Here is a 12,862-nt window from a genome sequence, read left to right as displayed (position 1 = left end):
ATGCGTGGATCAGGTTGAACGTGGACCGGACCGCCCTCGCGACATCGAGGCGGGCGAGCATTCCCCGATGATGCTGTCGACGTTTTGCTGCACGCGTTCCGCAGCGATGCCGACCGACGGTGAATACAGCATGATGTGGTCGAGGACGCCGTCGTAGCGTCTCAGTTGTTCACGGACTTCGTGTGCCGTCCCGGCGACGCCCATGGTGTCGATCATCTCGTCGGACACCGCGGCGAACATCGCCGGGAAATCGCGCTGGGCGAATGCTTCCCGGATGGTTCGGCCTTCGCTGGCGAATCCGTTCACATCGAGTACCGTCTCGTAGGATTTGACCGAGGAGTAGAACGCAATCTGCTGCGCCAGTTCGCGCCTGGCAACCTCGGCGTCGTCGTGGATGGCGCACATCACCATGGAAATGATTTCCACGTCATTGGGGTCGCGGCCGGTGTGCGCGGCACCCCGGGCGATAGCGGGCCGGACGATCTCCTCGACGTAGGTGGTGGTGAACAGGGGATGTCCGGCCAGGCCGTCGGCCACCCGCCCGGCCGCCTCGCACATCCGGGGCCGGACACCGGCAGTGACGATCGGGATCGGCCGGCTGGAGGGTCCCACGTCGCCGGTCGGGGTGAGATTCATTCTGTAGAAACGGCCCTCGTGATGGATCGGGCCTTCATGCAGGTTCCATATCCGGCGCAGCAGCATCACCAGTTCTTCCATCCGCAGGGCGGGTGCGGAGGTGTCGGGCACGCCGTGCCAGTCGCTCATCATCCGTTTGGTGCCGTTGCCGATGCCGAGTACCAGTCGTCGGTTGGAGAGTTCGTCGAGATCGCGTGCCTCGGTGGCCAGCACCAGGGGGCTTCGGCCGACGGCGTAGAGAATGGAGGAACCGATCCGGCAGTTCTGTGTGCTGTTGGCCATCGCGGCCATGGAGATCGATCCGGACCGGGAGTAGAACTACCGAGGCCCATACGGCGTCGAACCCGGCCGCATCGGCGGCCTGGGCGGTCTGGGCCAGTGACTTCAAATCCGCGCCGAGAACCGACAGGCCGTAGGTGCTCATGACTGGTCTCCTGTGCGCGGGCGCAGGCCGTCGAACATGACGGCGCTGAGGGTGCCGGCGACCACCGTCTCGTCGAGGTGGTTACCGGTGACCAGGTACATGAGTGCATTGATGGTGACCGCGCCGAACAGCGCAATGGACGTCGATCGTGCATCGGGCTGAGCGACGAGGGATCCGTCGCGGGCCCCTTCGACGAGCAGAGTTTCGACGGGTTGTTGGTAGGCGGTATTGATCATCTCGGCGATGGCCGGCATGCGGGCCGCTCGTCCCAGTTCGCCGATGAGTGCACGGCATACCGCTGGCCGCTGCGCCATTGCCCGCAGTTGTGCGCGGATGACGAGTTCGAGGCGTTCGGCACCGGTGCCGTCGGTGTTCACGATCGTGGTCACGGCATCGGAGATGTCCTTGAGGAGGTCTTCGAGCAGGAAGGCAAGGATGTCCTCTTTGCCGGCGAAGTAGTAGTACAGCGTCGCTTTCGGCACACCGGTCACCGCGGCGACGTCTTCGATCTTGGAGTCGTTGAGCCCCTTCTCGGCGAACAAGTCCGCCGCGGCGGGAAGCCGGTCAGAGATCTGACGTGGAATCTTGCGCATTGCCCCACCTGTCCCGTTCGGCCGGTTTAGACTGCCAGTCTAAACCGTCGTTACTTTGATGGTAGGAGGTCTTGTGGTCTCGGTGCAGATTCGTTACGACCCGTTCGACGCCACGATCCTCAACGACCCCTATCCGACGTATCGGTTATTGCGTGACGCGGCTCCGGTGTACCGCGCCGAGGAATCCCATACCTGGGTGTTGAGCCGGCACGCCGACGTCCAGGCCGCAGCACTGGATCACGGCACGTACTCCTCGGTGGACGGCATCTTCCCCACCCCGCCGGGATCGGACTTCATCGGCTCGTTCCTGCCGATGATGATCGTGATGGACCCTCCGCGCCACGACCAGTTGCGTGCCCTGGTGAGCCGGGCGTTCACTCCCCGGCGGGTGGCCGGGCTGCAGGGCGCCATCACACAGATGGCCGCGGAGTTGTTCGAGCGGCTCGACGAGGGGTCGGGGTCAGCGGACTTCGTGACCGACTTCGCCGCGATCTTGCCTGCCGCGGTGATCGCTGATCTGCTCGGCGTTCCCGCCACGGATCGTGATCAGTTCCGAGTGTGGTCGAGCCAACTGGTCCAGGTCGACGTCAACCACGGACAAACCACCGACGCACTGACCGCCGCCGCCGCGATCTACGCCTACTTCACCGACTTTCTCGCCGACCGCCGCAAGAACCCCCGCGAGGACCTGATGTCGGCGTTGGCCAACGCCACAGTCGACGGGATCGGACTGACCGACGAGGAAGTCCTCGGCTTCTGCGCGCTGCTGCTCGTCGCGGGCTACGAGACCACCACCAATCTGCTGGGGAACTCCGCGGTCGTGCTGGCCCAGCATCGGCAAACCCGCCGACGCCTGGCCGCCGATCGAACACTGTTGGGGCCTGCGGTCGAGGAGTTGCTGCGTTACGACTCACCTGCACAGGGACTTTCACGAACCCTGACCTGCGACGTCACCCTGCACGAGACGACGATGCGTCAAGGTGAGAAGGTGCTGCTGTTGTTCGGGTCGGCCAACCGCGACGAGCGTGCCTTCCCCGATCCGGACGTGTTCGACATCGAGCGCACCAGTGAGCACCAGGTCGCCTTCGGTCGCGGCATTCACTTCTGTCTGGGTGCGGCGCTGGCGCGGATGGAGGCCCGCATCGCTCTGGATGCGTTGTTGGACAGGGTGCCTGACTGGGAGGTCGATCTTGAATCGGCGCGGCGGCTGCGGTCCGGGCCGATCCGCGGCTACACATCGCTGCCCATCACTTGGACCACACCGGTCTAGCCCGTGCCCCTTTTCGACGACGCGTCGTGTGCTTCACCGCGACGGCCAGGTCCATCGCCGTCGAGGTCGAGCCCTCCGCCGCGCACGGCGACGTCGGCGGATTCGGCGCATTCGGCGACATGCTCAAACGATTCGCAGGCTCGAACGGTGATCGAACCCATGACCGGACAGGAGAAAGGGGCTTGGTGGTGGCAGTGACATTCGCGCACTTCGATGAGCAGATCGCCGACCAGCTGCTCAGATCGGCGAACACGGCGGGTGGACTGTCGACGTTCCTGAGCTTTCGGCACACCGAACTCGCCGCCGGTCGGCTGGTGGCAGAGATGGAAACCCGCGCCGAACTGCTCACACCCTTCGGTACCCTGCACGGCGGATGTCTATCGGCGATGGTCGACCACTGTCTCGGAGTCGTGTTCTACCCCGTCATTCCGGCCGGATCATGGGTCGCCACCACCGAATTCAAGCTGAACCTGCTGCGACCCGTGTCCAGCGGGGTGTGTGTCGCCGTCACCGACATCGTGTCACTGGGCAAGCGCAGTGGAGTAGCGCGCATCGACATCAGCAACGGAGACAAAGCCGTCTGCGTAGCCCAGGGCACGGTCACGATCGTGAACGCCGCGGGCAACGCACAATGAAGGTGCTTGTAGCCGGTCGCACGCTTCGGGCGGACTCCGATCTCGCCAGGGAGGTGTCATGACCTCCGCCGTGCAGCATCGGGTCCGAACCCAGGACGGGATCACCCTGGCCGCCGACTGCTACGACCACGGGGACGCCCGTCCCGTCGTGCTGCTCCTGCACGGCGGCGGCCAGAACCGGCACGCGTGGAGCGCTTCAGCGCGTCGCCTCCACGCATGCGGATACACAGTCGTCGCCTACGACACCCGCGGTCACGGCGACAGCGACTGGGACCCAGCCGGCAGGTACGACCTCGAGCGACTCGCGACCGATCTCCTCACCGTGCGTGAGCACTTCAGCGCCGATACCGCCCCTGCCGTCGTAGGTGCATCCCTTGGGGGCATGACCGTGCTCGGCACGCATCTGTTGACGTCCGGGGCGTCGTGGGCGGCGGTCGTCCTGGTCGACGTCACCCCGCGGCTTGAATTCCAGGGCGCTCGTCGCGTGGTGACGTTCATGGCCGCACATCCCGATGGCTTTGGCACCCTCTCCGACGCCGCCGAGGTGATCGCCGCGTACAACCCCCATCGCTCGCGCCCGGCCAACGTCGACGGCCTGCGCAAGGTGCTGCGGCAGCGTCACGACGGCCGCTGGATCTGGCGGTGGGACCCGGCATTCATTCACTCCAACTTCGACTTCATCCGCGACGAATCGACCACGGGAACGGAGCAATTCGACGCAATCAGCCACCTGCTGATCGACGGAGCCCGACGGGTCAGCGCCCCAACACTTCTCGTAAGGGGCCTGTTGTCCGACGTGGTCTCCCAAGCCACCGTCGACGAGTTCAAGCAACTGGTTCCCCACGCCGAGACCGTCGACGTATTCGGCACCGGACACATGATCGCCGGCGACGACAACGACGCCTTCGGCGCCGCCGTCACCGAGTTCCTCGGCCGGAGCTTCCTGTAGGTCGCAACGTGATCGAGCACCAGCGAGAGGCCAGTAGCAAGAACTGGGCTTGACTTCACTGCGCGCGGAGCGAAGCCCGTGAATTGTTCTTCGCTGAAGGCCGACTCTGACCGCGACGGGCTCTGGTCGAGCTAGACGTTACTTCGCGCTTGTTGGCCACCATCGGCGTCGAAGAGTTCCTTGGTCCAGCGTTCGAGGATTTCTGCGCTGTCCCAGTCGTCGGGATGAAATCCGGCGCGGGTGTAGGAACGAAAGCGCTCAATTGCTGCTGAGCTGAATAGCGGGTTATGACGGAAGGCTCGAAGGCTGCGCAGCAACCGCACCGGGTTGTAGGCGGCACGGTCACCGGCCAGAGAGCGGGTGGTCTGGATGACCAACTCGCTGAACAAGAGGAGACTGGCGATCCGCATCCCCCAGACCCTGGTGCGTTCGCTTCCACCGACCGTCTCGTACACATCGAAAGCGACGGCCTTGTGCTCGCACTCTTCCAGTGCGTGCCAGAGCAGAATAGGCCGCACTTCGGTGTCGCCGATCAATTCTTGAGCTTCGTCGCTGGTGAGAATGATCTCGGCGAATGTCGCCGTGTAGTGCTCGAGGGCGGCCGTCACAGCCAGGCGCATCGTGGGAGAAAAACGCTTCTCGAGTCGGCCAACCAACTTCTTGATATGCCGATCGATACCCTCGGTGGGATAGCCCATCGCTTGGAGCCGATCGTTGAGCAGCCGATGCTGGTGTCGGTGGGTGGCCTCTTGTGCAATGAATCCCTTGACCGCCTCCCTGAGGTCGGCGTCGCTGACGTGTTCCCAGTACTCGCGGACTGACCGGATGAAGAAGTCTTCGCCTTCGGGGAACGTGGCCGACAAGGTGGACACAAAATGGCTCATCACCAAGTCGCCATCGACGAAGTGCTGCCGTCTGGACCCGGCAGGCATGTCGAATCGAACACGGCGGGGCTTCGGGACGACCCGCGTGGTGGGCCGTGTGGACGAATCGTCGCTCATGTTGTTCTCCCGTTCGTCAAGGGCACGCTGGCAATCTGACTCTAAGCCTTGTCAGAATTAGATGGCAAGCTATCCATGTGGTTTCGGCGCGGGTGTATAGCGGGATGTCCGCCGAGGAGCGTCACCGGAACCGGCGCACCCGTCTCATCGAGGCCGCAACGGAGTTGATCGGCACGCGCGGCGTTGCCGCCGCCACTGTGACTGCCATCTGCGCTGAATCGGGTGTCACGTCACGCTACTTCTACCAGCACTTCTCCGGCCGAGACGCACTCCTGCGAGCTGTCTACCAGCAGCTCTATGCCACCTTCCAGGAGGTGATAGTCGACGCGATCCCCGATGCCGGTGAGCCACCGGAGGTGCTGGCGTACGCGCCGATCCGCAGGCTGGTCAGCATGATCGACGACGACCCTCGGCTGGGTCGGATCCTGTTCGTGGAATCTGCAACCGAGCCGCTGCTCCGGGAGCTACGCAGCGAACTGATGGCCGGTTTCACCGACCTCGTCTTGCGCGAGGCCAGACTCCACCTCGACATCGCCGACTCCGCCGTGGGGGTTGCCCATTTGGCTTCGACCTTGGGCGTGGGAGGGCTATTCGAAGTCTTGCGCCGCCGACTCGACGGAGAACTGGAGTTCACCACCGATGAACTCGTTCAGCACTGCGCAGGTTTCCTGGGCAGCCTCGGCAATTACGTGCTGCTGCAGAACACGGGCCAGTCGGCCACGACCGAAGCCCGACCCCACAGGTAGCGGCCCGCGGCCCGCTACACGATGTGGCCGTGCGTGCCTCGATGCCAACGCCTGGGCCAGCAACAGCAAGACCCTGAACGGCAGCCAAGGCCAGTGTCGTCGACTGAACAACGTCGGCCTGGCTATAGAAGCCAACTGAGTTTCGACGATTCCTCTGCCGACTGTGACCGGCGGCCGGGGCCCGACTGAATAGCGGCCGCACCAACTTGCACTACATGCGGTAGCGTAGCGATACCGACAGTATCGATACGATTCGCTACCAGTGGAGGTCCAGTGGCCGACGGCACTGCAGATTCCCCAAGCCAGGCCACGCGCCGTGGCCGGCGGGCCAACGGATCCTCCCCCGACCCGGCCGACACCCGCGAGTACAGCGAACGGTTGGCAGCGCTAGCCCGATTCACCCTCCGGCACAAAGCGCTGGTCATCGGGGCATGGCTAGGCGCCGCGGTGGTCCTTGCGCTGCTGTTCCCCCAGCTGGAAACCGTGGTGCGCCAACAGTCGGTGGACCTCATTCCTCGCGATGCGCCGTCCTTGCAGACGGTTGACCGCATGAGCGCCGCTTTCGGCGAAGAAGGCTCGAAAACCGTGGTGTTCGTCGCCATGGAAGACCCCAATGGCTTGACTCCGACTGCCCGGCAGGGCTACAGCGAACTCGTGCGCCGGTTGCAGGCCGAAGGCAACCACGTCCTGCTGGTGCAGGACCTACTGTCCGATCCGATTACCGAAGCCCAGGCAGTCAGCGCCGACCGCAAAGCCTGGTACCTGCCCGTCGGTGTCACCGGCACCCTCGGAGACCCCACGGCCTCAGAATCCGTGAACGCAGTGCGCGACATCGCAGCGGAGGTGTTCGCCGGCTCGACCACGACCGTCCAAGTGACGGGACCACCGGCGACCTTCAGCGACATGATCGCCTCCGCCGAGCACGACCTGCTGCTGATCTCTATCGCTACCGCAGGCATGATCGCGCTGATCCTGCTGATCGTCTACCGGTCGGTTTTCACCGCGCTGTTGCCGCTCCTGGTAATCGGGTTGAGCCTGGCAGTCGGGCGCGGTGTGCTGTCTGTCCTCGGCGAGTTGGGCATGCCGGTCTCCCAGTTCACCGTCGCCTTCATGACGGCGATTCTGCTCGGCGCCGGAACCGACTACACGGTATTTCTGATCAGCCGTTACCACGAGCAGCGCCGCGCCGAAGTACCCGCCGATCAGGCCATCATCCACGCCACCGCCAGCATCGGGCGCGTCATCCTCGCCTCCGCCGCCACCGTCGCACTCGCGTTCCTGGCCATGGTCTTCGCGCGGCTCAGCGTCTTCGCCGCCCTGGGCCCCGCATGTGCCATCGCCGTGCTGTTCGGATTTCTGGCCACCGTCACCCTGCTGCCACCCGTGCTGTCGCTAGCCGCCAAACGCGGCATCGGTGAACCCAAACCCGATCGCACCCGCCGCTACTGGAACAGCGTCGCCGTCGCCGTGGTCCGCCGTCCCGTGCCACTACTCATCGTCAGCCTGGTCATCCTGCTCGCCCTATCGGCAGCCGCCACAACCATCAAAATCAGCTACGACGACCGCAAGGGACAACCAGACACCACAGCCAGCAACCAGGGCTACCAACTTCTCGACCGCCACTTCCGCAAAGACGTCGTCATCACCGAGTTCCTCGTCGTGGAAAACCCCACCGACATGCGGACCGGGAAAGGACTGGCCGATCTCGACGAGATGGCCTCCCGCGTCTCCCAGATCCCCGGCGTCACCAAAGTTTCCGGAGTCACCCGCCCCACCGGAGAGCGCCTCGACCAAGCAGAGCTGGCCTGGCAGAACGGCCAGATCGGCGACAAAATGGCCGGCGCGGTCGCCGAGGGCAACTCACGCAGAGACGACCTCACCAAACTCACCAATGGCGCCGATCAACTCGCCGACGGCCTTGCCCAGCTCGACAGCACCGTGCGCACCGCCCTCACGCCACTGGCCGGCATCCTCACCCAAGCCCAATCCGCGGGAAGCCAAGTCAACCAGTTCCGCCCTCTACTGCAGCAACTTTCCGCCGCAGCCCCCGCCGTCGATCAAGCCATCCAATCCGGCCCAGGACTACGACCACTGGCCGACCAAGCGCAAAACGCGATCACACTGCTCGACCCGCTCGTCGGCGCCCTCAACACCTCACCGTGGTGTGCCACCACCCCACAATGCGCCCAAATCCGCGACCAGGTGAAGATCCTGGTTACCTTGCGCGACAGCGGATTCTTCAACCAGATCGCCGACCTCGGCGACCGCTACGACCCCGCCACCAACGCCACCGTCGGTGGCACCCTCGCGAATGTCCAAAACGCGGTCGCCTCACTGGACAAGGCATTCGGAGCCCTCGGCAACCCCGCCGACCTGGCCACCAACCTCCGCCGACTGCAGGACGGAATCGGGCAGCTCGCCTCCGGCGCCCAAGCACTCGCCACCGGCGTCCGCACCCTCGCCGACAGCAACATCGAAATGCTGTCCGGCATGAGCCAGATCGCCACCCAACTACAGAACTCTTCGCGCGCAGCGGCTGACTCCGACTCCTCAAGCGGGTTCTACCTGCCCGCCAACGCATTCGAAAACCGACAGTTCACCGACGTCGCCAAACAGTTCCTCTCATCTGACGGCAAGACCGCGCGCTTCATGATCGAAACCAGCAACGACCCCTACAGCGTCGAAGCCATGGACCTCGCCAACCACATCACCGACATTGCCAACACCGCACGACCCAACACGTCACTCGCCGACGCGACCGTGTCCGTCGCCGGCTTCCCCGCTGTGAACTCCGATATCCAACGATTCCTGTGGGCGGATTTCGCACAATTGGCCATCGCCACCACGATTATCGTCGGCGTCATCCTGGTCCTGCTACTGCGCGCTCTCCTGGCACCGATCTACCTGTTAGGCACGGTTCTGCTCAACTACCTCGCCTCGCTCGGCATCGGCGTTGTGGTCTTCCAATGGGTACTGGGCCAAGAGATCGCCTGGCCCGTACCGCTGCTGGCGTTCATCATCCTCGTCGCCGTCGGCGCCGACTACAACATGCTGCTCGTCTCACGGCTCCGCGAAGAATCCGGGACCAACATCCGCGTCGGCGTCCTGCGCACCGTGGCAAACACCGGAGCCGTCATCACCTCCGCCGGGGTTATATTCGCCGCCAGCATGTTCGGCCTCATGGTCGGCTCAGTCGCCATCATGGTCCAAGCCGGCCTCATCATCGGCTTCGGACTGCTGCTCGACACCTTCCTCGTGCGCACCCTCACCGTGCCCGCCATCGCCACACTCCTACGCGAAGCCAGCTGGTGGCCCACTAAAGCAACAGCCCCGCGACGTGGTCAGACCAACGCAGGAGGCATGAAGGACGCACCTCACGTGCTGGTCCAGGATCGGTGAGAAGCGAACAGGGCAATGCCCGGCGCTACATGCCGACCAGCGTGAAGGCGTATTCACTCCGAATGAATACGACCCCTGCGCCAGTAAGATCCGTCGGCTATCGACGGACGAAGTTCGGAAACACCTTCACAACGGCGTAGTAGTTTCGCGGCAAGAGCCGCGAGGTTGGCGAGGGATGGACCGGTTGAAAATCTTCTCGCGACACCCAGTTCCCCGCAGGTCGAACACCTCAAACGGGCTACTCGTGGTTGTCGTCATCGCCCGGGTGGGTTAAGTCGCGCTGATCCCATGGCAACCGACCGGGTTCTCTGAAGTGCTCGGCCAGATTATCGAGCTCGCCCTGCCGTGCATTCGCAGCATCCAGCGCCGCATCCAGCTTGGCTAAACGCTCACGGAGCCGTACTAAGTGCTCCGTCTCGAATCGCTCGTTCGCGGACTTGACGGCTGCATCGAACCCCTCGATGACGAGCGGCAGAGCAGATCTCGCAGCTTCGAAGGTCGAGGACTGGTACGGACCCTGCGAATGACTCTGGTTCGAGCGGATGCCGGCTGCGCGGAGCCCGTCCCTGAAGTACTGGTACCAAGGTTGGGGCGCGTCCGGAGCGTAGCCGATTTCGATCGCCAGCAATTTCGGATCGGAGTGGTGCGGCTCGACGATCGGGGCGCCGATGCGTTTGACGGGAGTCCAGTCGTTGACGATGTTCCTTGCTGCCGTTTCAGTCTCAGCAGAATCGCCACTCTCCTCGTCGCCGAAATCGGGAACGTCTGGCCCACCAAATCGATGGGCTTTGGCTTCCTCCGGGGTAATGGTCTGAATCTGCGAATAGGGTTGCACGCTGTCAGCTGTGCGGGGTGCGGGCACCGCGGTGGTGGATAGCACCCGCTCGATTTTGCCGTCGAGGGTCTGCTTCCACCGCAGCCCGTTGGCGTCGGTGCTGGTGGTGCTTTTCGGTGGATTCATTCGTATCCAAAACCGTGGCCCGAGAGGACAACAGTCACAGCCGCATCATCCCAAGTTTGCGGGCGAATTCCCGCGTGGTCCCGGGTGACGATGCACCAAGCCGCTATCTATGCCGTGAAGGTTCCAGCGAGGTCGACACAGAGTTTGTTCCCGAACCGGTAATCGAGCAGTCTGCGTCGGTGCATCTGGTGAACGGCCACACCTGGCGAGACACCTAGCTGTCTCGCAACGGTCTCGATGTCGCGATCGCGCGTCAGTCCCTCGAACGGCTTGATCCCGGTCTCGCCGAACAAGACGTCCATCGCGAACTTGTTGGCGGATTTCTCCGCTTCGCTGTTGCGTTTCTTCTCCGTCTTGTACTCCAGATGCATCTCTCCGCGGGGGTCGTTCAGCACGTGGCCGAGTTCGTGAAACAACGCCCAGATGACGAAGCCATCTTTGCCCCACCGCCCGGTCTGTTGAATCACAGGTACTCGCTTGTCGATCCAACGCGTCATGCCATGCAGCGGGAACTTCTTGGGCGGGTCGACCACCATGAAGACGACTCCGACATCGGCAAGCATGTTCGCGATGTCGCGAAGCATCGTGGCGCCGGGTTCGGCTGCTCGAGCTCGCAGCTGTGGAAGCGCCTTTCTCAGCCGGTCTGGGTCGTAGACGTAGCGCCGCCCACGTTCAAACGGCTCGGCGAGCTCTGCTGCGCGTAACCACGTCGATAGCACCGTCGCGTCGATCTTGGCGTCGCCGGACTCCTTCAGAGCGGCGAGCGCATAGTCGCCCGTGGATGCGGTCTCATGCAGATGAATGTAGGCATCCCAAGTACCGCAGCGGTGGAAGGCCAGGAAATCCGATACCAGAGACCCAGGTGACTTCCGTGTCGCCTTAGTCGCGCCCAAACTTCGAAGGTAGGTCACTGCGCCCGGATCGATCTCGTCTGCGTGCGCCGCTAGGTTCTCTTCATCGGCGATCCGTGCAAGGTCAGCGCGATATGCGGCTTCGTAGCGGAGCCATGAGTCGGCCGGGATGCCGACGACGCGCTCCAAGCGAACCGCGGTATCGCTAGTGATCGGTGCGCGCCCGTTGACGATCTCGTTGACCTGCTTGCGGCTACACCCCAGCTGCTCGGCGACGCGCTGCTGAGACAAGCCGTGCTCGTTTATCCACTCCTCCAGGTATTCACCTGGAGCAACGGCGTAGTTGGTCGCAGTCATGGCTTCTCCTCTCAGTGGTAGTCGTCGATTTCGATCACGGTTACGGTCACCGAGTTCCACGGCTCAGTTGCGTCGTGTGGACGAATCACAAGGCGGTAGTTGCCGCTGAGCTTTCCCGCCCACTGACCGTCCCGGTCAGCGCTGAGCTGGTGCCATTCCCCCAGCGGGTCGTGAGTGGACAGCTCGCCAACAGACTTCGCTGTCTCCAGCGCTTTGATCCGCAGCCGCAGCTTCCCCGCGATGTCAGAGCGCTTCTTCTTCATTTCCCGCTCGTCTGTGCACAGCTTCTTAAGCTTCTTGTGTTCGTACTGCACTTCCAACTGGATGTCACCGATCTCGTTACAGTCTAACGCACGTACTGGAGACATTATGCCCATCAGAGGCGACGACCCAGAGGGCGCGCGCAGGCATTCTCCCCGTCAGGTGTTGCGGCCATGCTTAGCCAAGGTTGGCGCCCCAACCGTAGATACTTGCCCCATGGAGAAGTGGGTCGTCCCTCTCAGCGTGGCGCTGATCGCCGGTCTCGCGACGATCGCTGCCGCCTACCTCGCGGCGCGCAAGGACCGCCGAGACCTCCGGGATGGCATCGCACGCGACCTCGACCTGCTGGAGAAGTTGCCGGGGGACTCTGAGGCTCGACGAATGCTCGCCTTCTACGTCGAAGAACGCGTCATGCTTCTGTCCGCTGAGCAGCAGATACGCGCCGCGGGGAGGAGAGACCTTTGGCAAATGCTGACGCCGGTCGAGGCCTTGGTTGCTGCGTGGGCTTGGCACCGGACGGGCAGCTGGGTCGCCGCCGCGGTGGTCCTACTCGTTGTTCCGGTGTTCGTGCTGTGGGAGCTTCGGTTGAGGCGAGAATCGCACGATTCAGCGATCACCGCCCGCGTGGAGTACATACGTGATCACATCAGGCCGATTAGCTACTTCGACCTGAAAAAGTCGTGGCGTGGCGGTGGCTGAGCGGGCGGTGATTTGACGCGATGATGGCCTCGAACCCTTGGGTAGAAGGGATCGAGGCCATCGTGCTCAGAACTGTAAAT

At 63.5% G+C, this 12,862-nt stretch carries 11 protein-coding genes and 1 pseudogene; 6 read left to right on the top strand and 6 right to left on the bottom strand.

Annotated elements, in window-relative coordinates:
• Positions 1–9: 9 nt before the first annotated feature.
• Together NM203_RS00060 and NM203_RS00055 are read right to left on the bottom strand one after the other, a co-directional pair.
• Positions 10–1,060, bottom strand: a pseudogene (locus tag NM203_RS00060) (LLM class flavin-dependent oxidoreductase).
• The gene (locus NM203_RS00055; protein ID WP_067773641.1) at positions 1,057–1,653 is read right to left on the bottom strand and encodes a TetR/AcrR family transcriptional regulator; all 597 of its coding nucleotides are present in this window, start codon (positions 1,651–1,653) and stop codon (positions 1,057–1,059) included. The pseudogene NM203_RS00060 and the gene NM203_RS00055 overlap by 4 nt, the downstream one beginning before the upstream one ends.
• A 73-nt stretch (positions 1,654–1,726) precedes the next feature.
• Here NM203_RS00055 and NM203_RS00050 point away from each other — a divergent pair, with 73 nt between their 5' ends.
• The 3 genes from NM203_RS00050 (at position 1,727) to NM203_RS00040 (ending at position 4,507) form a co-directional block, all read left to right on the top strand.
• Positions 1,727–2,923, top strand: a complete 1,197-nt coding sequence (locus NM203_RS00050) for a cytochrome P450 (RefSeq protein WP_067773639.1) — start codon at positions 1,727–1,729, stop codon at positions 2,921–2,923.
• A gap of 182 nt (positions 2,924–3,105) precedes the next feature.
• Positions 3,106–3,558 carry a PaaI family thioesterase gene (locus NM203_RS00045; RefSeq protein WP_082957820.1) on the top strand — a complete coding sequence of 151 codons (453 nt, stop codon included), beginning with the start codon at positions 3,106–3,108 and terminating at the stop codon, positions 3,556–3,558.
• Between the two features lie 58 nt (positions 3,559–3,616).
• Positions 3,617–4,507 carry an alpha/beta fold hydrolase gene (locus NM203_RS00040; RefSeq protein WP_255057556.1) on the top strand — a complete coding sequence of 297 codons (891 nt, stop codon included), beginning with the start codon at positions 3,617–3,619 and terminating at the stop codon, positions 4,505–4,507.
• Between the two features lie 131 nt (positions 4,508–4,638).
• On the opposite strand, the gene NM203_RS00035 is transcribed toward NM203_RS00040, so the two are convergent.
• Positions 4,639–5,508 carry a metal-dependent hydrolase gene (locus NM203_RS00035; protein ID WP_255057555.1) on the bottom strand — a complete coding sequence of 290 codons (870 nt, stop codon included), beginning with the start codon at positions 5,506–5,508 and terminating at the stop codon, positions 4,639–4,641.
• Between the two features lie 104 nt (positions 5,509–5,612).
• On the opposite strand from NM203_RS00035, the gene NM203_RS00030 reads away from it, so the two are divergent.
• Entirely contained in the window at positions 5,613–6,254 is a 642-nt protein-coding gene (locus tag NM203_RS00030; RefSeq protein WP_067773629.1) for a TetR/AcrR family transcriptional regulator, read from the top strand.
• Between the two features lie 273 nt (positions 6,255–6,527).
• Positions 6,528–9,653 carry an MMPL/RND family transporter gene (locus tag NM203_RS00025; protein ID WP_255057554.1) on the top strand — a complete coding sequence of 1,042 codons (3,126 nt, stop codon included), beginning with the start codon at positions 6,528–6,530 and terminating at the stop codon, positions 9,651–9,653.
• 238 nt (positions 9,654–9,891) lie between these two features.
• Here the strand turns inward: NM203_RS00025 and NM203_RS00020 are convergent, their stop codons facing one another.
• The 3 genes from NM203_RS00020 to NM203_RS00010 form a co-directional block, all read right to left on the bottom strand.
• Complete coding sequence (locus NM203_RS00020; RefSeq protein WP_104864096.1) at positions 9,892–10,614, bottom strand: hypothetical protein; 723 nt, start codon at positions 10,612–10,614, stop codon at positions 9,892–9,894.
• Between the two features lie 107 nt (positions 10,615–10,721).
• Positions 10,722–11,822 carry a HigA family addiction module antitoxin gene (locus tag NM203_RS00015; RefSeq protein ID WP_013470986.1) on the bottom strand — a complete coding sequence of 367 codons (1,101 nt, stop codon included), beginning with the start codon at positions 11,820–11,822 and terminating at the stop codon, positions 10,722–10,724.
• 11 nt (positions 11,823–11,833) lie between these two features.
• On the bottom strand, positions 11,834–12,190 hold the full coding sequence (locus NM203_RS00010) for a type II toxin-antitoxin system RelE/ParE family toxin (RefSeq protein WP_255057553.1): 357 nt from the start codon (positions 12,188–12,190) through the stop codon (positions 11,834–11,836).
• A gap of 109 nt (positions 12,191–12,299) precedes the next feature.
• Between NM203_RS00010 and NM203_RS00005 the strand changes: the two genes are divergently transcribed.
• The gene (locus NM203_RS00005) at positions 12,300–12,782 is read left to right on the top strand and encodes a hypothetical protein (protein ID WP_255057552.1); all 483 of its coding nucleotides are present in this window, start codon (positions 12,300–12,302) and stop codon (positions 12,780–12,782) included.
• Positions 12,783–12,862: the final 80 nt, after the last annotated feature.

Source organism: Mycolicibacterium arenosum (assembly GCF_024320865.1).
Taxonomy (GTDB): Bacteria; Actinomycetota; Actinomycetes; order Mycobacteriales; family Mycobacteriaceae; genus Mycobacterium; species Mycobacterium arenosum.
This window is presented reverse-complemented; position numbering and strand designations above follow the sequence as displayed.